The organism is Chromohalobacter nigrandesensis (genome assembly GCF_023061285.1).
Classification (GTDB): Bacteria; Pseudomonadota; Gammaproteobacteria; order Pseudomonadales; family Halomonadaceae; genus Chromohalobacter; species Chromohalobacter nigrandesensis.
Genome location: NZ_JAKGAM010000003.1, coordinates 191,695 through 212,581, shown reverse-complemented (window position 1 = coordinate 212,581; position 20,887 = coordinate 191,695). Strand labels below are relative to the sequence as shown.

Annotated in this window: 19 protein-coding genes; 15 read left to right on the top strand and 4 right to left on the bottom strand. The window is 62.8% G+C overall.

From position 1 onward, the window contains the following. Positions 1–19: 19 nt before the first annotated feature. Positions 20–214 carry a PA3496 family putative envelope integrity protein gene (locus L1073_RS06340; RefSeq protein ID WP_246897705.1) on the bottom strand — a complete coding sequence of 65 codons (195 nt, stop codon included), beginning with the start codon at positions 212–214 and terminating at the stop codon, positions 20–22. A 199-nt stretch (positions 215–413) separates the two neighbouring features. Here L1073_RS06340 and hexR point away from each other — a divergent pair, with 199 nt between their 5' ends. The 3 genes from hexR to L1073_RS06325 all read left to right on the top strand — a co-directional run bounded on the left by hexR (position 414) and on the right by L1073_RS06325 (position 4,060). After that, entirely contained in the window at positions 414–1,283 is an 870-nt protein-coding gene (hexR, locus tag L1073_RS06335; RefSeq protein ID WP_246897703.1) for a transcriptional regulator HexR, read from the top strand. Positions 1,284–1,353: 70 nt separating this feature from the next. Then, entirely contained in the window at positions 1,354–3,573 is a 2,220-nt protein-coding gene (gene uvrD / locus L1073_RS06330) for a DNA helicase II (RefSeq protein WP_246897701.1), read from the top strand. Between the two features lie 31 nt (positions 3,574–3,604). Continuing rightward, positions 3,605–4,060, top strand: coding sequence for a phosphate-starvation-inducible PsiE family protein (locus tag L1073_RS06325; RefSeq protein ID WP_246897699.1), 456 nt, complete (start codon positions 3,605–3,607; stop codon positions 4,058–4,060). Positions 4,061–4,078: 18 nt separating this feature from the next. Here the strand turns inward: L1073_RS06325 and L1073_RS06320 are convergent, their stop codons facing one another. After that, entirely contained in the window at positions 4,079–4,483 is a 405-nt protein-coding gene (locus L1073_RS06320; protein WP_246897697.1) for an acyl-CoA thioesterase, read from the bottom strand. A gap of 233 nt (positions 4,484–4,716) precedes the next feature. Between L1073_RS06320 and L1073_RS06315 the strand changes: the two genes are divergently transcribed. The 5 genes from L1073_RS06315 (at position 4,717) to phoU (ending at position 10,802) form a co-directional block, all read left to right on the top strand. Next, a complete protein-coding gene (locus L1073_RS06315) occupies positions 4,717–5,655 on the top strand; it encodes a PstS family phosphate ABC transporter substrate-binding protein (protein ID WP_246897847.1) in 939 nt (312 codons plus the stop codon). 56 nt (positions 5,656–5,711) lie between these two features. Further along, on the top strand, positions 5,712–7,838 hold the full coding sequence (locus L1073_RS06310) for an ABC transporter permease subunit (RefSeq protein WP_246897695.1): 2,127 nt from the start codon (positions 5,712–5,714) through the stop codon (positions 7,836–7,838). Beyond that, entirely contained in the window at positions 7,835–9,211 is a 1,377-nt protein-coding gene (pstA, locus tag L1073_RS06305) for a phosphate ABC transporter permease PstA (RefSeq protein ID WP_246897693.1), read from the top strand. The genes L1073_RS06310 and pstA overlap by 4 nt, the downstream gene beginning before the upstream one ends. Positions 9,212–9,276: 65 nt before the next feature. Further along, positions 9,277–10,050, top strand: coding sequence for a phosphate ABC transporter ATP-binding protein PstB (gene pstB / locus L1073_RS06300; RefSeq protein WP_246897845.1), 774 nt, complete (start codon positions 9,277–9,279; stop codon positions 10,048–10,050). Between the two features lie 32 nt (positions 10,051–10,082). After that, complete coding sequence (gene phoU, locus L1073_RS06295; RefSeq protein WP_246897692.1) at positions 10,083–10,802, top strand: phosphate signaling complex protein PhoU; 720 nt, start codon at positions 10,083–10,085, stop codon at positions 10,800–10,802. On the opposite strand, the gene L1073_RS06290 is transcribed toward phoU, so the two are convergent. Next, on the bottom strand, positions 10,760–12,634 hold the full coding sequence (locus L1073_RS06290) for a bifunctional diguanylate cyclase/phosphodiesterase (RefSeq protein ID WP_246897690.1): 1,875 nt from the start codon (positions 12,632–12,634) through the stop codon (positions 10,760–10,762). The genes phoU and L1073_RS06290 overlap by 43 nt on opposite strands. 302 nt (positions 12,635–12,936) lie before the next feature. Between L1073_RS06290 and cysZ the strand changes: the two genes are divergently transcribed. The 7 genes from cysZ to fhuF (L1073_RS17185) all read left to right on the top strand — a co-directional run bounded on the left by cysZ (position 12,937) and on the right by fhuF (L1073_RS17185) (position 19,532). Continuing rightward, entirely contained in the window at positions 12,937–13,665 is a 729-nt protein-coding gene (gene cysZ / locus L1073_RS06285) for a sulfate transporter CysZ (protein ID WP_246897688.1), read from the top strand. A 28-nt stretch (positions 13,666–13,693) separates the two neighbouring features. Then, complete coding sequence (locus tag L1073_RS06280; RefSeq protein WP_246897686.1) at positions 13,694–14,620, top strand: ZIP family metal transporter; 927 nt, start codon at positions 13,694–13,696, stop codon at positions 14,618–14,620. Between the two features lie 130 nt (positions 14,621–14,750). After that, positions 14,751–15,362, top strand: a complete 612-nt coding sequence (locus L1073_RS06275) for a superoxide dismutase (RefSeq protein ID WP_246897685.1) — start codon at positions 14,751–14,753, stop codon at positions 15,360–15,362. 18 nt (positions 15,363–15,380) lie between these two features. After that, a complete protein-coding gene (locus L1073_RS06270) occupies positions 15,381–16,400 on the top strand; it encodes a helix-turn-helix transcriptional regulator (RefSeq protein WP_246897683.1) in 1,020 nt (339 codons plus the stop codon). Between the two features lie 157 nt (positions 16,401–16,557). Continuing rightward, a complete protein-coding gene (locus L1073_RS06265) occupies positions 16,558–18,678 on the top strand; it encodes a TonB-dependent siderophore receptor (protein WP_486187679.1) in 2,121 nt (706 codons plus the stop codon). Positions 18,679–18,772: 94 nt separating this feature from the next. Beyond that, positions 18,773–19,387 carry a siderophore-iron reductase FhuF gene (gene fhuF, locus L1073_RS17190; protein WP_281506001.1) on the top strand — a complete coding sequence of 205 codons (615 nt, stop codon included), beginning with the start codon at positions 18,773–18,775 and terminating at the stop codon, positions 19,385–19,387. Next, positions 19,323–19,532 (top strand): siderophore-iron reductase FhuF, encoded by a 210-nt coding sequence (gene fhuF / locus L1073_RS17185; RefSeq protein WP_281506000.1) that lies wholly within the window; start codon positions 19,323–19,325, stop codon positions 19,530–19,532. Before fhuF (L1073_RS17190) ends, fhuF (L1073_RS17185) begins: the two co-directional genes overlap by 65 nt. 30 nt (positions 19,533–19,562) lie before the next feature. On the opposite strand, the gene phoR is transcribed toward fhuF (L1073_RS17185), so the two are convergent. After that, positions 19,563–20,882, bottom strand: coding sequence for a phosphate regulon sensor histidine kinase PhoR (phoR, locus tag L1073_RS06255; RefSeq protein ID WP_246897681.1), 1,320 nt, complete (start codon positions 20,880–20,882; stop codon positions 19,563–19,565). Between the last annotated feature and the right edge of the window lie 5 nt (positions 20,883–20,887).

Here is a 20,887-nt window from a genome sequence, read left to right as displayed (position 1 = left end):
CATCGAGTGTCTGTTTATTTTATTGCCACTCGTCGTAATCGACGATGTCGCGCTCCAGGCGCTTGAATTCCTGATGCAGTTCAATGCCGCGCCGCGCGCGTAGATAGCGTGTCGCGGCACTCTTCTTGCGTTGTTCGTGCTCGAGCATTTCCAGGCTCATATGAATGTCGAGCAGCTCGCTTTTCAAGGATTGAAGATGTTCGGTACCACGCATATCGAATCTCCCAATCGTTCTAATAACCGTCTTATTAACACGTAACCGGTTTTCGCTTGACATTCTTACTATAACGCACTTGACAGAATTATGACGTCAAGGCTGAAACGTGCGTTTTTTCTCCTCTTCAACGCCTGCGGCATACTAGAATCGAATCTGTTTTCACGTCGTTGTTGGTCAGCCAAGGAGTCGCGCCATCATGAGCAGTGCCCTGTTCGACGAGATGAGACGCCGCATGGAGCACTTCCGGCGCTCCGAGCAGAAGGTGGCGCGTTTCGTGTTGCGTCATCCCGAAGACGTTATCCACATGCGCATCGTCGATCTGGCCACCGAAGCCAAGGTCAGCGAACCGACCGTGGTACGTTTCTGCCGTGCGCTGGGATGCAACGGTTTCCAGGACTTTAAGCTCAAGCTGGCGCAGATGCTGGCCACGGGCAGTCAGTTTGCGCAGTTCTCGATGAACGATAGCGACAGCGTCGCTGAATTTGCCCACAACATTTTCGACTCCACCGTGGGCACGCTGCTCTCGGTGCGCGATCGGCTCGATCACGCCGCGCTGGGCAAGGCGGTCAATGCCCTGGCCATGGCCAATCGCGTGGAGTTCTACGGCTTCGGTGCCTCGGGCGCGGTTGCCTTCGATGCCCAGCACAAGTTTTTCCGCCTGCAGATATCCACAGCGGCTTATTCCGATCCGCACATGCAAAATATGTCGGCGGTGACGCTGACGCCGCGCGACGTGGTGGTGGCCATCTCCCAGACCGGGCGCACCCGAGCATTGGTAGCCAGCGTGCGCCTGGCCCGCGAGACCGGCGCCACGGTGATTGGCCTATGTCCCAGCGATTCGCCCCTGGCCAGCGAGGTCACTCTGCCGCTGTATATCGACGTGCACGAGGACACCGAAATCTATACGCCGATGAGCTCACGCGTAGCGCACCTGGTGATCGTCGATGTACTCGCCGTGGGTGTGGCCAAGACGCGTGGCCCCAAGTTGGCCGAACAACTGCAGTCGGTGAAGAAAAGCCTGGTACCGCTGCGCTTTCCTGAAGCCGGCGAGGAAGACGAGACATAGCCGGCGACCGAAGCCGAGACCGCTTGTGCTAAGCTGGGTGCTCATTTCGCAATGCCAAGATACGTGATCCATGGACGACGTTTCGCCGGGCGACGTTTCGCCGCTACTCGACTCGCTGAATACTGCTCAGCGCGAGGCCGTTAGCCATCCGCAGGGCAATTTGTTGGTACTGGCCGGTGCCGGTTCGGGCAAGACGCGCGTGCTGGTGCATCGTATCGCCTGGTTATTGCAGGTCGAGGGGCTGTCGCCCTACGCGATTCTCGCCGTGACCTTCACCAACAAGGCGGCGCGCGAGATGCGCACGCGTCTCGAGGCGCTGCTGGGGTTGTCGCTGCGCAATATGTGGGTGGGGACTTTCCACTCCATTGCGCATCGTCTGCTGCGCACCCACTGGCATGACGCGCGCCTGCCCCAGCATTTCCAGATCATCGACGGCGACGATCAACTGCGCCTGGTCAAGCGCCTGCTCAAGGACCATCGCATCGACGCTGAGCGCTTCCCGCCCAAGCAGGTGCAATACTTCATCGGCGGCTGCAAGGAAGAGGGCCTGCGCGCCCATCAAGTCCAGACCCATGGCGATGCCTACATGGGCCAGATGGTCGATCTCTACGAGCGCTATCAACTGGCTTGCGAACGCGCCGGTCTGGTCGACTTCGGGGAATTGCTGCTGCGTGGCCTGGAATTGCTGCGCGATAATCCGTCCCTGCTGGCGCATTACCGCGAGCGTTTCGGCCATCTGCTGGTCGATGAGTTCCAGGATACCAATACCTTGCAGTACGCCTGGCTCAAGCTGCTTGCTGGCGATCGCGCGGGCATGACCGTGGTCGGCGACGACGACCAGTCGATCTACGGCTGGCGCGGGGCCAAGGTCGAGAACATCCGGCGCTTCGCCGAGGAATTCCCCGCGACCACCACGGTGCGCCTGGAGCAGAACTATCGCTCGACGAGCGCGATTCTCGAGGCTGCCAACACGCTGATCAGCCATAACGCCGGGCGCATGGGTAAGGAGCTGTGGACCGACGGCGTGCACGGCGAGCCTATCTCGGTCTATGCCGGCTTCAACGACCTCGACGAGGCCCGCTTCATCGTCGATACCCTCAACGAGGAAGTGAACAAGGGCAGCGCGCGGCATGACATCGCGATCCTCTATCGCTCCAACGCCCAGTCACGGGTGCTCGAGGAGGCGTTGATCCGCAGTGGCGTGCCCTATCGCATCTACGGCGGTCAACGCTTCTACGAGCGTCTCGAGATCAAGAACGCCCTGGCCTATCTCAGGTTGACGCTGACGCGCGACGACGATGCCTCGCTGGAGCGCGTGATCAACGTGCCGGCACGCGGCATCGGTACGCGCACCGTGGAAGTGCTGCGTGAGCGGGCGCGTATGCAGTCAGTGTCATTATGGCAAGCCCTGCACGATAGCCTTAGTGAGGGGTTGCTCAAGGGACGCGCGGCAAGTGCGCTCTCGGCGTTTGCGGAACTGATCGAGCGCCTCGACAACGATACCGCCGGCATGGCGCTGCATGAGCTGATCGAACATGTCCTGCATACCACCGGGCTGCTCGAGCATCACCGCAACGAAAAGGGCGAGAAGGGCCAGGCGCGTGTCGAGAACCTCGAGGAACTGATCAATGCGGCGCGCAATTTCACCCAGGGTGATCCCTTCTCTTTGCAGGAAGTCGGCGAGGGCGCGGCGGCGCTGGAGCCGTTCCTGGCCGAGGCGGCGCTCAATGCCGGCGATCACGAGGCGGCCGACTTCGAGGACAGCGTGCAACTGATGACGCTGCATTCGGCCAAGGGGCTGGAGTTTCCGGTGGTGTTCATCGCCGGGGTCGAGGAAGGCCTGTTTCCGCACAAGATGTCGCTGGAGGAACCGGGACGCCTCGAGGAGGAACGGCGGCTGTGCTATGTCGGCGTGACCCGCGCCATGCGCAAGCTGTACTTGACGCATGCCGAGATACGTCGCCTGCACGGCAAGGAAACCTTCTCGCGGCCGTCGCGCTTTTTGCATGAGCTGCCCGAGTCGCTGCTCGAGGAGGTGCGCCTGCGCGGCCAGGTCTCGAGGCCGGTTTCTTCGCGGCCCAACCGTGGGCTCTCCCAGCAGCAGAGTGTGGCGGGCGACGACGATCAACCATCGTTGAGCCTGGGGCAACGGGTCAGTCATCCGGTCTTCGGCGAAGGGGTGATCATCAATGCCGAGGGCGAAGGTGCCAGGGCCCGCGTGCACATCAGCTTCGAGGACGAGGGCGACAAATGGCTGGTGCTGGGATTCGCCAAGCTGACGCCGTTATGAATCGCAGGCACAACATAAGCGAGACGCAACGATGAAGAAGTGGTTCCCCGAATTGATGGATCAGTGGTCGCAGCTTTCCGGCTATCAGCGTTTCGAGCGGCTGGTCTCGCTTGTCCTTACCGGGGCGATTGGCTGTGTGGTATTGGTGGCGCTCTATTATCTGGTTTTTCACGTGATCGAACTGTTGTTCGTGCAGACCCGCGACCCGTTCGATTACCGTGTCTTCCAGGCGGTGTTCGACATGATCTTGACGGTGCTGATCGCCATGGAGTTCAACAACTCCATCGTGCGCACCATGGAAGGCCGTGGCGGCTTCATTCAGGTCGAGATCGTGGTGCTGATCGCGATCATGGCGCTGGTCCGCAAGTTCATGGTCATGGACATGGAAACCATCGAGCCGATGAAGATCGTGGCCCTGGCCGCCGCCGTGCTGGCGCTGGGCCTGAGCTATTGGCTGGTGAGGCGTGGCGGCAACGGCTCGTCGTGACGTCTCACAATGGGCACTTTACGCCTCGGGGACGGGGCGTATGCGGCCGTTGTCGTCCAGCGCCACCATCACGAAACGCGCCTCGGTGACCTTGTAGCGCTCTTCGGGACTGCGCTCGTGCGGTGGGCGAATCCACACTTCGACATCGACCTTGATCGAGCTGCGCCCGACCTCGCTGACCTGGGTGAAGATATTGACCACGGCGCCGAGTCGCACCGGGCACAGAAAATCCATGCCCTCGGTGGCGACCGTGGCGGTCCGGCCGCTTGCCAGGCGTCCTGCAGCGAGCTCGGCGGCCTGGTCCATCTGCGCGATGAGCCAACCGCCGGGGATGTCGCCGTAGAGATTGGTATCCTGACGCCGAGTGACGAGCTTGAGCGTGAGCTCGCCCTGCGGGGTGGGAATATCGTCGAGTTCATGCATGGTGTGGGTCCTGCCGGTTGTTATTGTCGAGCATTGTGGTTGTCGAGCGTTGTTGTGGTTGAGAGTAGCGCGCCGTTGCAACCATCTCATAGTAAACGCCGCTGGGCCTCGACGACCAGTCGCTCGGCAAGGCGTATCGCGGCGCAGCAGGCGTGACCACGGGGGCGAGAGCGTTGATAAGGAATAGGCGAACAGGCCGATGCGGCACAGTGCACTGGCGATGGCGCGTGGCGATGACGCTGGGAGCGTTGCTGTTGCCGATGATGGCGATGGCGGCGCCGTTGAACGGCACACTGGGCTCGGTCGGCTCGGATACGCTGGGTGGCTTGATGACGCAGTGGGGCGAACGGCTCAGCGCGCGCCATCCCCAGGTGCGCTTGCAGGTACAGGCCTCTGGCTCGGGAACTGCGCCGCCGGCACTGGCCGAAGGGGCGACGCGTGTCGGTGCCATGTCACGACCCATGACCGAGGCCGAGCGCGCCGACTTCATCGCCCGCCAGGGCCATCCGCCGGTGGCGGTGCCGGTGGCACTGGACGCGCTGACGCTATTCGTGCATCGCGACAATCCGCTCACCTCGCTGTCATTGGCGCAGGTCGAGGCGCTGTTCGCCGACACTCGCTTTTGTAGTCAAACACCGGCTATCCGACGCTGGGGTGCGCTAGGGCTCGACGGTGACTGGGCTAAGCGGCCGATTGCCCGTTTCGGTCGCAACACCGCTTCCGGGTCGCATGCGTTGTTCAAGCGAGAAGCCTTGTGCGGCGGCAATTTCCGCCGCGACATCAACGAGCTACCGGGCTCCTCGGCGGTGGTGGCGGCGGTCGGCCGTTCCCGCAAGGCGATCGGCTATGCTGGCCTTGGTTATCCCACCGCGATGGTCAAGGTGCTGGCGCTGCGTGACGACGAGGGCACGCCGCGTCTGCCCACGCAGGACAACGTCGTCAGCGGCCGCTATCCACTCACCCGCCCCTTGTTTGTGTACGTCAACCTGGCCCCGGACAAGCGCTTGCCGGCCCTGGAACGCGCCTTCTTCGATCTGGTGTTATCGCCCGAAGGGCAGGCGGTGGTGGCTCGCCAAGGGTTTGTGCCCTTGCCCGAGGACCGACTGGCGGCGGCGAGACGCGCGTTGCGATTGCCGCCCCTTGCCGGTGACACGCATTCGTCATCAAACTGACGTAATCTGATGATTTCACTTCATTGCAAGGCAACGCTTCGCCGCCGGGCTCGCCGATGACTGATCCTTCCACTGACCCGCCTCGCCCGAATCGCCGCCTGCGCCAGCGTCTCGATCGTCTGGCAACGGGCGTGATCGCCGCCAGCGGTATCGGCGTGGTCGTGGCGGTGCTGGCCATCGGCGTGTATCTGACGCTGGCCGTGCTGCCGCTTTTCGACGGCGCCGAAGTGGAGGTCGATACCGCCCCCTCGGCTGCCGACGACGGCACGATGCATGCCGTCTGGTTGGCCGATGACGGCACGCGTTGGTTGACCCGTGAAGGGCAACTGCGCGACGCCGAGGGCGAGATTGCGACGCTGGCCGCAGGCGCCACGATCACGACGGTGGCCGAGGCGGGCCAGGCGCAGCCGCTAGCCCTGGGGTTGAGTAATGGCGAGGTACGCCTGGTGCCCCGCGATGACCAAGGACGATTGCGTTGGACTCAGGCCGCTACCTTGCGCCTGTTCGAGGCCCGTAGTGTGGCGGCGCTGACACTCCGTCATGCGGCTCAGGGCTGGGTACTGGCGGGGCGCGATACTCAAGGCGAGGTGGCGGCCCTGTGGCATACCGCTGAGACCACGCGGCGTATCGCGGTACCGGAGACGGCCGAGCATATCGCGCTGGGCTACGCGGGCCGCCTGGCCATGACCCAAGGCACGCAATTGACGCTATGGCAGCTGTCTCCTGACGGTGGCGGCGGTACATCGCTGGCACGCACCGAGACCCGGGCGCCGATAACGGCGCTGAGCTTTCTGCAGGGCGGGCGCACGCTGATCGTCGGCGATGCCAATGGCGGACTGCATCGTTGGCGACTGTCTCCCGACGATACGGGCTGGCAAGCGGCCGAGACGTCTTATACGGCCCTGGGCGATGCCGCCATTCGACGCTTGATCGCTCTACCCCGGCAGCGCCTGTGGCTGGCACTGGACGACAGCGGTCGGCTGGGACTTTATCAATCCTTGAGTGGCCAGCGCTGGCACGGTCAGGCACCCGAGGCCACGCCGCCGACGGCCGTGTCGGTCAACGCGCAAGGCACGCAGGTCATGTGGCTGGGTGCGACGGGCACACCCCAGCGGCTGGCGATCGAGGCAGCACATGCCGCGGTGAGTCCGGCGACGCTATGGATGCCGCAGACCTATGAAGGCCACAGTGATGCCGAGTGGCGCTGGGCGGCGGCTGTCACCGGCGATGAAGAGCCGCAGTACAGCCTGGTGCCGCTGGCCTGGGGCACGCTCAAGGCGGCGGCCTGGGCCATGGTGTTCGCCGTACCGTTGGCGCTGGGGGCAGCGGTGCATAGTGCCTGTTACATGTCGCGGCGGCAGCGCGCACGGCTCAAGCCCGCCATCGAGTTGATGGAGGCGTTGCCTGGCGTGGTCATTGGCTTCGTCGCGGGGCTGTTCGTGGCGCCCTTCGTCGAGCGCCATCTCGCCGGAACGCTGGCGCTTTTCGTGTGCGTGCCGCTGGGCAGCGTGGCGTGTGGCTGGTTGTGGCGGATGTTTTCGCGGCGTATGGAGCTGCGTCTACCCCCTATCAGTGCCGGAGTAGGTCTGATAGTGCCCCTGGCGCTACTGTGCTGGGCGGCGCTGAGTCTCTCGCCGTGGCTCGAGGCCTGGTGGTTCGGCGGCGATCTGCGCGCCTGGATGCACCAGCAGTGGGGCTGGGATTACGCGCAACGCAATGCGCTGATCGTCGGCATGGCCATGGGATTGGCGATCATTCCCACGTTGTATTCATTGGCCGAGGAAGCGCTTTCCGGCGTGCCCCGCCCCCTGGCGGAAGGCTCCCTGGCCTTGGGCGCGACGCGCGCGCAGACGCTGTGGCGGGTGCAGTTGCCCGCCGCCGCACCGGGGATTCTCTCCGCCGTCATGATCGGCGCGGGACGTGCGGTAGGGGAAACCATGATCGTGCTGATGGTCACCGGCAACACGCCGCTGATGTCGCCGAGTCTCTTCGAGGGCCTGCGCTCGCTGGCCGCCAACCTGGCCATCGAATTGCCCGAGGCAGCGGTAGGCGGCACGCAATATCGCCTGCTGTTGCTTGGGGCGTTGCTGCTGTTCGTGTTCACCTTCGTCGTCAATACCCTGGCGGAAATGGTGCGCTGGCGACTCAAACGGCGGTATCGACGCTATGGGGGTGATGCATGAGGATGCCTCGATTGGCCGGCGACGGCGTCTGGCGCTGGCTGAGCGGGGCCTGCGTGGCGTTGTCGCTGTTGGCCGTGGTGGCGCTTTTGGCGCTGGTCGTGACGCGTGGGCTGGCGCATTTCTGGCCTGACGATATCGAGCAACTGACCCTCGACAATGGGGAGCGGATTGCCGGCATCGCGCGTGACAGCGAGGCCGGCGAACGGCGTTATTTCACCGCCAATCGCGATCTCGACGGTCAGGTATGGCAGTGGATCGAGACGCAAGCCATCGAGACGCGTGAGACGCCACCGGATTTGCTGTATGCCGAGCGTCGCGATTGGGGGCCCTTCATCGGACGCTTGACGGCGGTGGATACGTCCGCCGGTGAACGCCTGCAAGGCGATGAGGCCGAACGCCACCTGCGTCAGGCCTTGGCGGGGAACGCCGAGATCACGACGCTGCATCTGCGCAACGTCGAGGGGCGTGCGGCTGAGGTGGCCTTCGCGCAGGTGGCGTCGCTTTCCTGGCCCAATCGCATGGATGTCGGCGACAAGCTCGCGGCCTGGGGGCATGGCGTGTGGCGCTTTCTCAGCGAGGCGCCGAGCGATGGCAATACCGCAGGCGGCGTATGGCCGGCGATCTTCGGTACGCTGTTGATGGTGATGCTGATGTCGCTGGTGGTCACGCCGTTCGGGGTGCTGGCGGCGCTGTATCTCAACGAGGTGGCACGCCAGGGGCCGTTGACGCGCCTGGTACGCATCGCGGTGCGCAATCTGGCCGGGGTGCCGTCGATCGTCTACGGCGTCTTTGGACTGGGTGTGTTCGTCTACGGATTGGGCGGTCGCCTCGATAGCTGGTTCTTCGCCGAGCGCCTGCCGTCGCCGACCTTCGGCACCGGTGGGCTGCTGTGGGCCTCGCTGACGTTGGCGCTGTTGACGCTGCCGGTGGTGATCGTGGCCACCGAGGAAGGTCTTGCGCGGGTGCCCGTAGCGTTGCGTGAAGGCTCGCTGGCGCTGGGCGCGACGCGTTTCGAGACCCTGCGTCGGGTAGTGGTGCCCATGGCGCTGCCGTCGATGCTCACCGGTGTGATTCTGGCCGTGGCTCGTGCCGCCGGCGAGGTGGTGCCGCTGATGCTGGTGGGCGTGGCCAAGCTGGCGCCGGAAATTCCCGTGGATGGGGAGTTTCCGTACTTGCATCTCGACAGCAAGTTCATGCATCTAGGCTATCACTTGTTCGATCTCGGCTTCGCCAGTCGCGATGCCGAGGCAGCGATGCCGCTGGTGTTCGCCACGGCGACGTTGTTGGTCGTCGTCATCGTGGTGCTTAATCTAACTGCAATAATCTTGCGCCATCATCTCAGGGCACGTCACCGTGCACTGGAGCATTCGTAGGAGGCTCATCACTCTTGTCCGCCGCGTCTTTTTCCGCCGCCGAGACCCAGCGCTTGTCGTCGGCAGTGGTCGATTTTCCCTCGACGTCGAGTTGTTTCGACATCGAGGCCCTGTCGCTCGCCTATGAGGGGAAGCCGGCACTGCGCGACTTGACACTGCGCGTGCCGCGTCACCGCGTGACGGCTTTCATCGGGCCCTCGGGATGCGGCAAGTCGACGCTGCTGCGCGGCCTCAATCGATTGCATGACCTCAACGACCAGGTCACGCGGCAAGGGTGCATCCGCCTCGAGGGCCAGGACATTCATGCCCGCGATGTGGATGTGGCCGAGTTGCGCCGCCGGGTGGGGATGGTGTTTCAGACGCCTAACCCGTTCCCCATGTCGATCTATGAAAACGTCGCCTATGGGGTGCGCCTGCAGGGTATCAAACGCAAGCGCGAGCTGGATGAGATCGTCGAATGGGCGTTGCAGTCGGCGGCGCTGTGGGAGGAGGTCAAGGCGGACCTGCACGCCTCGGCGTGGACGTTGTCGGGCGGGCAGCAGCAGCGCTTGGTCATCGCCCGCACCCTGGCGGTGCGCCCGGACGTGTTGCTGCTCGACGAGCCGGCCTCGGCGCTGGACCCGATCTCGACGCTCAAGATCGAGGAACTGATCCGTGGCTTGAAGTCGCAACTGACGCTGGTTCTGGTCACCCACAACATGCAGCAGGCGGCGCGGGTGTCCGACTATACTGCGTTTCTGCACGCTGGCGAGCTGGTCGAGTACGCCCCGACCGATACGTTGTTCACCAATCCGCGCTTACGGCGCACCGAAGACTACATCACCGGCCGCGTGGGTTGAGTCGCGGCGATTACGACAAGCGGAGCAGTGTCATGGACATTACCAACGAGACGCATAGTCAGCACATTTCCCGTCAGTTCAATCAGGAGCTGGAGCAGCTCAAGACCCAGTTGATGGCCATGGGCGGGCTGGTCGAGAAGCAGGTGCAGGATGCCGTCGAGGCGTTGCTCGAGGGCGATAGCCGCACCGCCGAGCGCGTGCGCGATAGCGATACCGCCGTCAACGACATGCAAATCCAGATCGACGAGGAATGCACCCGGGTGCTGGCACGTCGGCAGCCGGCGGCCTCCGATCTGCGCCTGGTATTGGCGGTCATCCGTGCTACCTCCGATCTCGAACGCATCGGCGACGAGGCCAACAAGATCGCCCGCAATGCGTTGGCGCTCATCGAATCGAGCCGCCAATCGCGGGGCATGGTCGAGATTCGCCATCTGAGCGAGCACGTGCGCAAGATGCTGCGTGACGCGCTGACCTCGTTCGCGCGCTTCGATACGCGCCTGGCACTGGAGGTGTTGCACGAGGATGAGTCGGTCGACAACGAATACACCACGGCGACGCGCTCGCTGGTGACCTTCATGATGGAAGATCCGCGCGCGATCACGTCCATTCTCAGCGTGATGACGATCCTGCGGGCCCTGGAGCGGGTCGGCGATCATGCCGACAACCTGGCCGAGCACGTCATTTATCTGGTCAAGGGGCTCGACGTGCGTCATACCGCGCCCGGCGAACTGGACGAGTCGCTCGGCGAGTAAGCGCGCTTTCTGGCCACGGCCGTCAACAGCGCTTCGGCATGCGTTGGCGTCAGGGCGATGGAGAAGACATGGCCCTGAATGCTATGGCAGTGAAAGTCGCGCAATAGCGTGACCTGGGCGATGCTTTCCACGCCCTCGGCGACGACCTGCATGCCGGCATCGCGCCCCAGCGAGACGATCGAGTGCACTAGCGAGGCTACGCGTGGATCGTCGCAGATGCGGTCGATGAAGCTCTTGTCGATCTTGAGCGTGTCGAACGGAATCCGCGTGAGGTAGGCAAGCGACGAATAGCCGGTGCCGAAATCATCGATGGCGAACCCCACGCCACGGCGCTTGAGACGCTGCATGCTGTCGATGATGGCCTCGGGGTCGTCGATCAACGAGCGCTCCAGCACTTCCAGGTTGAGCAATCGCCCGGGTAGGCAGTGGCGCGTGAGCAGTGAGTCGATCAAGTCGATGAAGGCGGGCCGCGCGAGCTGCTCCTGAGACACGTTGACGGACACCGGTAGCAGGGCGTGGCCTCGGTCGCGCCACGTGGCCAGTTGCTGGGTGACGGTTTGCAGAACCCAGGTATCCAGTTGATCGCCGAGATCGATTTCTTCGCTGATATCGACGATATCCTGGGGGCTGACTTGCCCCAGTTCGTTGTCATGCCAACGCAGCAAGGCCTCGAATCCTTTTACTCGGTAGCCGTGTATGGCGACCTGCGGCTGGTAGTGCAGCCGGAAGCGATCTTCGGCGAGTGCCGAGGCCGTGCGGCGGCGCAGCAAGTTGCGTCGCGTCAGGCGTGGCAGCAGCGCGGGCGTATCGAGTCGCAGCAGGGTGTCGCCGCGCTCGTTGTGGAGGCGCCGGCAGGTATGCTGCAGGGCGGAGAGGATGTCATCGGCATGGCCGAGTTGAGTGGCGTCCTGTGCCCAGACCACGCGTGCGGGGGCGGTGACGCTCTTGCCGGCGGCGATATAGGGCGCCCGCAAGGTCTCGGCCAACGCCGCCATGGTGTCGGCCATGCGCGCGGGGTCTCCCCGGTAGAGCAGCACCCCGAGGCGTTGATCGTCGATGCGTGCCAAGTCGAAGACGAAACCATCGAGGGCTTTCTCGACCCGCGCGATGCCACGCATGAGCACTTCGTTGCTGGCCTCTAGCGAGAAGCGCGTACGCACCGCGCGCATGCCGTAGAGATCGATGGCGGCGACGCCACAGAACCCTGCGGTTTCCGGTAACGCCGCCAGGCGTGTCTGGATGAGTTGCTGAAAGCGTTGTTGCGTGGCCAACCGGGTTTGCGGGTCGAACTGGGTGCCGATCTCGGCCCGCACGCGTTCGAGGCGTGTGATGACGTCGTCGCCGATCTCGTTTTCCACCAGGCGTGCCAAGTCGAGCAATATCTCGCGCTGCTGGGCGTCGAAGCGCCTTGGGCGACGGTCGATCACGCACAGCGTGCCCAGTGGCAGGCCCGAGGCCATGCGAATGACGGCACCGGCGTAAAAGCGGATGTAGGGCGTGTCGGTGACCAGGGGGTGAGCGTGAAAGCGCGGATCGTTGGCGGTGTCCTCGATCACCAGTATCTGGCGCTCGAGCAGGGCATGCGCGCAAAAGGCGTCGTCGCGGGAGATCTCGCAGGCATCGATGCCGAAACGTGATTTGAACCACTGGTGGTGGCGGTCGATCAGCGTGATCAGCACAATGGGCACGTCGAAGACCCGCGCGGCCAGCCGGGTGATGTCGTCGAAACGCTTCTCGGGCGGTGTATCCATCAGGCCTAGACGTTGGAGTTCGTCGAGGCGGCGCGCTTCATCGCCATGATCGGGGGCGCCGACCCCAGGGGCGTTTGCCATGAGGTGTTCTCTTGTCGCGATGCCGGGCCGCGTCATCTACAGGCCGGGGAGGCGCGTTAACGCTGCCGTGCAGGCATCTCGGTGGTAGCCACGTTAGCATACCGCCGTGCCGCGCTTGGCCGCTATTCGCCGAGTTGCGCCGAAAGGCCGAGTGGGTCATGCGTTTTCTTTAGCACGAAGTCTGAGAGAACCTCATACTGGTATTACATTTCTCATCCATTATGGGAGATGGGCGCTGGGAGCGACGCATGTCATGCTGTGGCGCGGGACCCGCGTTATCGTCTATCAAGGAATAAAGCTCGATGCTGCATGCGTTTACCGCTATCGGTCAGGGTACACGGCTGGTTCTATCGCCGGGGATGCGGCGCTTCGTCATTGCGCCAGTGGCGATCAATCTGCTGATCTACGCCGTCACGCTAGGCTATTTGTTCACCCATTTCGGTGGCTGGCTCGACTACTGGATGCTCCAGGTGCCGTCCTGGCTCGATTGGCTGGAATGGTTGATCTGGCCGCTGCTGGTGGTGAGCCTGCTGTTAGTGGTGTTCTTTTCCTTCACGCTGGTGACCAACCTGATCGCCGCGCCGTTTTATGGCTTTCTCGCCGAAAAGGTGGAATGGCGCCTGAGCGGGGCGCCGCCCAGCGATACGCGGGGACTGTTCCGTGCCGGAGTCGACGCGCTGGGCCGGGAATTCGTCAAGCTGGGGTACATGCTGCCGCGTATGGCGCTATTGTTCGTGTTCGGTTTCGTGCCCGGCGTGAATATCTTCATGCCGTTCTTGTGGGCTGCCTTTTCGGCATGGATGCTGGCGATTCAGTACCTGGATTATCCGATGGATAACAACCAGGTGAGTTTTCGCGATATGCGACATCGATTGCGAACACGATTGTGGCCGACGCTGACCTTTGGCTTCGGTATGTCGTTTGCGACATGGGTGCCGGTGCTCAATCTGGTGCTGTTGCCGGGCGGCGTGGCGGGTGCAGTGATACTCTGGCGGCAGTATTATCGCCATCTACCGACTGTGACACGCTGAACGCTCTCGACGAGGCAGGAGACTCCGCATGCAAGATACGCAAGCGCCCTCGCCAGCGCCTTCCGTAGCGCCCGGCGGCTTTATTCGACGCCGCTGGGCGCTGGGCATCCTGATCGCGGCGGCCGTGGGCGCGGTCCTGGTGTGGTGGCTGGGCGCCCAGATGCGCGATTGGCTAGGGACGTTGAGCCCGCTTCAGGCAGGCATGCTGGCGAGTCTGGTGGCCGGGCTTTTCACGCCGCTGGGGGCGCTACCGATCATGGTGTTGCGCCACATCAGCCAGCGTCTCGAAGATGCCTTGATGGGCTTCGGCGCCGGTGTGATGCTGGCGGCCACGGCCTACTCTCTGGCCATGCCAGCCTACGAGGACTCGCTGGCGCTCACCGGTACCATCGGCTGGGCCCTGACGATCGTTTGCGGGGGCATCGTGTGTGGCGGGATTCTGGTCTGGGGCATGGATCGTTTCGTGCCCCATGAGCATTTCGCGCTGGGCAAGCAGGGCGGCGCGGATGCCTTGCAGATCCGGCGTATCTGGCTGTTCATCTTCGCCATCACCATTCATAACTTTCCCGAAGGATTGGCGGTCGGCGTAGGTTACGCGCGCGGCGACATGGCCGCCGGGGTGGCGCTGACGCTGGGCATCGGCCTGCAAAATCTGCCCGAGGGGCTGATCGTCTCCCTGGGGCTGCTGGCGATCGGTTATTCGCGCCTGACTGCATTGGGTGCGGCGTTATTGAGCGGCCTGGTGGAGCCCATCGGTGGGGTCATCGGAGCTCTCGCGGTGCATGTCGTGGACGCCTTGCTGCCTTTTGGCCTGGCCTTTGCCGCCGGCGCGATGTTGTTCGTGATCAGCCACGAGATCATTCCCGAGTCGCATCGCAAGGGACACGAAGGCGATGCGACCTTCGGAGTGCTGGGAGGATTCATGCTGATGTTCGTACTCGACAAGGTGTTCTGACCCCCTGTATAAGCAGCTAAGTAATTGACAAACCTGCAATGAAAACTATTATTGTTAGGTACAACGTGCCGTTGGTGCCATGTTGCACCAAGGCTCGACATTCGACGATAGATTGACAAGGAGGTATGTCGTGGCGCATCAACTACCGACGTTACCCTATGCTTATGATGCCCTGGAACCGCATATCGATGCGCTCACCATGGAGATCCATCACAGCCGTCACCATCAGACCTACGTCAACAATCTGAACGCTGCTCTGGAAGGCACGGATCTCGAATCGCTGCCGGTCGAAACCCTGATGGGTGAAATCGAGCGCGTTCCGGAAGCCAAGCGCCAGGCAGTGATCAACAATGGTGGCGGGCACGCCAACCATTCGCTGTTCTGGACGGTCATGTCGCCGCAGGGCGGAGGCAAGGCCAAGGGCGACCTGGCCTCGGCCATCGAAAGCGAGCTGGGCGGTGACGAAGCGTTCCGTGAAGCCTTCACGCAAGCCGCCGTCAAGCGCTTCGGCAGTGGCTGGGCTTGGCTGTCCGTCACGCCTGCCGGGCGTCTGGTCGTGGAAAACACGCTCAACCAGGATAGCCCGCTGATGCACGGCAATACGCCGATTCTGGGGCTGGACGTGTGGGAACACGCCTATTACCTCAAGTATCAGAACAAGCGTCCCGAGTATATCAAGGCCTTCTTCGAGGTCGTCGATTGGGACGAAGTGGCGCGTCGTTACGCCGAAGCCACTGTGTAAGCCTATCGGGAGTATGTCATGGGCCCGGCGACAGGCATGACGAACGATGTCTCAGCGCCGGCCCAGTGCCTGACCATGGCAGATTTCGGCGCTTTCGAGCGCCGTTATCGTTTGTATCACCACTTCCCCTCCTTGAACCACGACGACGCCGCGTCCACCCCGGTGGCCGAAGGCTGGGTCGACGAATGCCGCCCCGCCATGGGGGTAAGCCTCGTTGGTTCGCGCCTCACGATCCACCATACCTATGAAACGCACGCCTTGGCCGACGCGCCGGCCCATGTGTCGATCATCGTCATGCTCGAGGGCAATGCGGAACTGTCGCACGCTGGGCAGCATTTCACCCTGGCACCGCGTGAAGCGCTAATGCTCACGCATGATGGTCATCAGGCGTTGAGTGCGCGTCACGTGGGCGGCCAGCGACTGCGTGCGATCAATCTGACGTTGCTCGACGATGCACGCACCGCTCCGACACGCTTGGCCGCACCGCTTGCTGAATTGCTCGATACCACCACCAGTGAGGCGTGGCGCCTGTCCTTGCCCGAAGGCGTCTGGCTGTCGCTCGAACAGTGGCTGAATGCGTCACCGGAGGAACCACAGCATGCCTTGCTCGGCGAGGGGCTGGCGCTGCAATTGATGGCTCACGGCCTGGCGGCCTGGGGCACCTCCACCCGTCAGGACCGTCGCCTGGGATCGCGTGACCGTCATCATCTGGCGCGCGTGCGTGAATGCTTGCACGACTATCCCGAGGCATCGCATAGCATCGAATCCTTGGCGCAACTGGCCTGCATGAGCCCGAGCGTGTTGCGTGACAAGTTTCGCCAGGCGTATGCCCAGTCGGTCTTCGAATGCTTGCGTCAACGTCGCCTTGAGATGGCCCACGCGCTGCTCCGGGAAGGTCATAGCGTGCAATACGTGGCGACACGGGTGGGCTACCGGCATGCCAGCAACTTCGCCACCGCCTTCAAGCAGCGCTACGGCCTATCGCCGCGTGCGTTACATCAGCGTCTACCCTCGGCTGGGGTCGTGAATACTCTTTAATGATGACAGAAGTTCCTCAGCGAGATCGCTTACAGCGTCGCGCATAGGTTTTTCGGCATTGACCATAAGCAGAACGACTCTTGAAAGTTAATAATTCTCACTCTCCATAAGAAACGGGTCGACCGCGACCCGAGGACGAGAGCGAGGAGCCGTTTTCATGAGTCGCACATTGCATCCCCACTGGTTTTCCTGCGCGTGCCTGGCGGGCGTATTGTTCATGCCCACGACGACGTGGGCACAATCCGACAGCGATGATAGCGGTGCCGTGGATCTGTCCACGGTGACAGTGTCGGGCGAGGCCGCCACCAAGACACAGACGCCGGTCATCGAAACGCCGCAGTCCGTTTCCAATGTCGACCGCGAGGAGATGGATGCGCGTGACACTCGCACCCTCAGAGACGCCGTGCAGTATACGCCGGGGGTCTACACCAACCAGGTCGGTGCCTCCAATCGCTACGACTACATGGTCATGCGAGGCTTCTCGGACGGAAGTCTCAGCAATACCTACCTCGATGGCCTGAAGGTGATGGGAGACACCAATGGCTACAGCTCGATGGTGATCGATCCCTATTTCCTGGAAAACGTCGAAGTCGTCAAAGGGCCGGCCGCAGTGCTTTACGGGCGCTCCTCACCTGGTGGCCTGGTGGCGCTGACCAGCAAGCAGCCGCAATTCGAGACACACCGGCAACTGCGCTTTGGCGTGGGCAATAACAGTCAGCGCAGCGCGGCGTTCGATGTCACGGGACCGCTGGATGATGAGCGGCGTGCCGCCTATCGCGTGGTGGGTCTGGCCAGCGGCGCGGATACCCAGTTCGACATGGTCGAGGAAGAGCGCTACGCCATCGCACCCTCGGTGACCTGGGATGTCACCGACGACACGACGCTGTCGTTCATGGCCTATCTGCAAAAGGATCCGGAAGGCGGTTACCACTCCGGTGTGCCTTATGAGGGGGCGGTGGAAAGTCACAATGGCCGCAAGATCAGCAATAACTTCTTCGATGGCGAAGACGATTACGACAAGTTCGAACGCACCCAGCGGATGTTCGGTTATAGCCTAGAGCATCGGTTCAATGACGCCTGGACCGCGCGTCAGAAGCTGCGCTACCTGAATTCGGACACCACCTTGAACCAGGTCTACGGTTTCGGATGGACAGCGCCCGATTCCAACGAGTTGGTTCGCTATTACTCCGGGGGGCGGGAGTCGCTCGAGGCCTGGACGATCGATAATCAGCTCGAGGGCGAATTCTCCAGCGGCTTCATCGATCATACCCTGCTGGTCGGCGTCGACTACCAGGACCGCCAGAACGATGTGGTCTGGACCTCGGGAACCTTTCCCTCTCTCAACGCCTTCGATCCTCAATATGGCGCCGACCCGGTGGGGGATATCGCGGTAACCAATGACGAACGCCACGAATTGATCCAGACGGGCGCCTATCTGCAGGATCAGATGGCGTTCGATCGCTGGCGCCTGACGCTCGGGGGCCGCTACGACTGGGTCTCGATTACCAACGAGCAGAAACTGGCCAATCGAGAAGATACCCTCGACGAGACCTATTTCAGCGGTCGCGCGGGGCTCTTGTACCTGTTCGACAACGGCGTCGCGCCCTACGTCAGCTATAACACGGCCTTCACACCGACCAGCTTCGTGGATATCGACGGCGACGTCCTCGAGCCCATGGAAGGCGAGCAGTGGGAAACCGGCCTCAAGTACCAGCCGCTGGGCACCCAGGATCGCTATAGCCTCTCGCTGTTCCGCATCACGCAGGAAAACGTCGCCACCAAGGAGCAACCCACCGATCCTTATCGCTCCATCGGCGAGATCGAATCGCAAGGACTGGAGCTGGAAGCCCGCACGCAGTTGACGGATGGGCTGCGCCTGCAGGCCGCCTACAGCTATACCGATATCGCCTACACCAAGAGCGAAGTGGATAGCGAGGAAGGCAGTCACGCCATCTATGCGCCGCGTCACCAGGCGAGTCTATGGGGCCACTATGCTTTCCAGGGCGATGCGCTCGCGGGATTAGACGCAGGTCTAGGCGTGCGTTACTACGCCGATATCCAAGCGGATCGCGCCAACACCGAGCAAGTCCCCGACTACACGCTGGTCGATGCCATGCTGGGCTATGACATGAGTCAGATGGGGATGTCGGGCATGCAGGTGCAGCTCAATGTGGGCAACGTGCTCGACAAGGAATACGTGGCGTCATGCAACTCGCTTGAATATTGCTACTTCGGGGCGGAGCGGAATGTACGCGCGAGTCTGACCTACGACTTCTAGGCACGATTGAGTCGCGAGTGGTTTTCATTTACGCTTTTTGGCGTGGGTATCTGGCCCACGCCTGCCACTTGGCCTCGCCACAGGAAAGCTTTCGATGTCAGTGTTGCTCGATCGGTTCTATGCCGGTCCCTTGAAAGGGATGGATCGCAAGCTGGTTACCTGGGACCAGGCGCCCGCAACGACCTGGGCGGCGCGAGATGTGTTCTCCGAGCCCGGCATGACGCAGATCCTCAAGCGTTATGGCGCCGAGCATCAGCATGGCGATTCGCGCGCCGTGATTTCGCTATGGTCGAAGTATTTCCTGGCGCTTACCACCTATCTGGGGGCGGCATATAACCTGCTGGCGGAGCGACAATTACCGCTCGAACTGTCGCGGCTGGGGTTGGTACTCGGCGAGGATATGCTCGTCGAGGCGCTGGTCGTCGAAGACACCGGCACACCGCTCGTCGCCACTCAGGCCGAGGAGCGCTTTCTGCCGCTGATACGCGATACCTGGGGACCGGCGATGGCCTGCATGGCCGAACATACCGGCATCGCGCCCCGCGCACTGTGGGGCAACCTCGGCCATTACTATGACTACCTCATCTCCCAGCTCTACACCTTGCCAGGTGCCCAGGCGCGGGCCGATACGGGGGGGGCGTCTGATGACTCTGCGGGAATTGGCCGATGGCAAGCGCAACCCGCTGTTTCGCCCCATTCGCTATCGTGAAAACAGCGCGGGCGACATCGAACGCACGCGGCGTGTCTGCTGCATTCGCTATCTTCTCCCCGGACTCGGCTACTGCGGCAACTGCCCGTTGGCATGTCGCGAGAAGGCCGAACCCCAACCGCCACGGCGCGTCGTCAACGGCTGATATGTCGAGTGGGTGTTTTTCTGACAATGCTCAGTCGCTACCCACGGCACGCCGTTCTTCGGGGACGGCGCGCACGCGCGTGGCGGGGAAAACACAGCGGAAAAGCGCGCCCTGGCCGGGGTGGCTGTCGATATCGAGATGCGCATCGTGGCGCAGCAACACATGCTTGACGATGGCCAGGCCCAACCCGGTGCCGCCATTGGCGGCGCTGCGCCCCTTGTCGACGCGATAGAAGCGTTCGGTGAGGCGTGGCAGGTGCACGGGGTCGATACCGTCGCCGTCGTCCTCGACCTCCACTGCGGCACCCTCCTTCCAGGCCTTCCAGCGCAATGTGACGGTGCTCCCCGGTGGGGTGTAACGCACGGCATTGAAGACCAGGTTGGAAACGGCGCTGTGCATCTCGCCTGCGTCACCCAGCAGACGGTCGGTGGTGTGGATGTCCAGGGCTATCGCATGACTGCCAGCGCAGAGATTGGTGGCGTCGTCGCGAATGTTTTCCAGCAGCGTGGCCATGTCCAGCGGGGCCGGGTCGTCGCGGGTCTGGTCGGTTTCCAGCTTCGACAATAGCAGTAGATCCTCGACCAGGTTCTGCATGCGTTGGGTCTGTTCCTGCATTTGGCCGAGGCCGCGCTGCCAGCGCGGCGGCAGTTGGTCGGCCTGATCGATATAGGTCTCGAGATAACCGGTCAACACGGTGAGCGGGGTACGCAGCTCATGCGACACATTGGCCACGAAGTCGCGCCGCATCTGTTCGAGACGATGCAGTCGCGAGATGTCGCGCGCCATGACCAGGCGTTCGTTGTCGCCGAACAGCGTGATTTGGTATTGCAGCGTCACGTCATCGCGTAGCGGCGAGGCCAGGGTCAGCGGTTCGCGGTAATCGCGGGCATTGAAATAGGCGACAAAGCGCGGGTCGCGCAGGAAATTGGTGATGTGCTGGCCACGGTCATGGGGCGTTTGAAAGCCGAGCATCTGGCCCGCGGCGCTGTTCCACCATTCCAGGTCGCCGTGTCGGTCGAGCATGACCACGGCATCGCGCATCGCCTCGCAGGAGTCCTGCACGCGACGGATGATGTCGCGCAAGCGGGCCTGCGATTGACGCTGGATCTTCTGATACTTGTAGAGGCGGTCGAACAGGTCGCCCCAGACCCCGGCGCCCACGGGCGGGGTGTCATTAGGATGCTGGGTCAGCCAGACATACAGGGCGCGCAAGTGGCGCAGGTGCAGGTAGACGTAGAGGCCCAGACCGGCGGCCAGCCCCCAGCCGGGTTCGCCGAAGAGCCATCCGAAGACACCCAGACCGATGACGAGATACGCCAGACGCCAGAGTTCATTGGTCCAATAGTACACGTGCG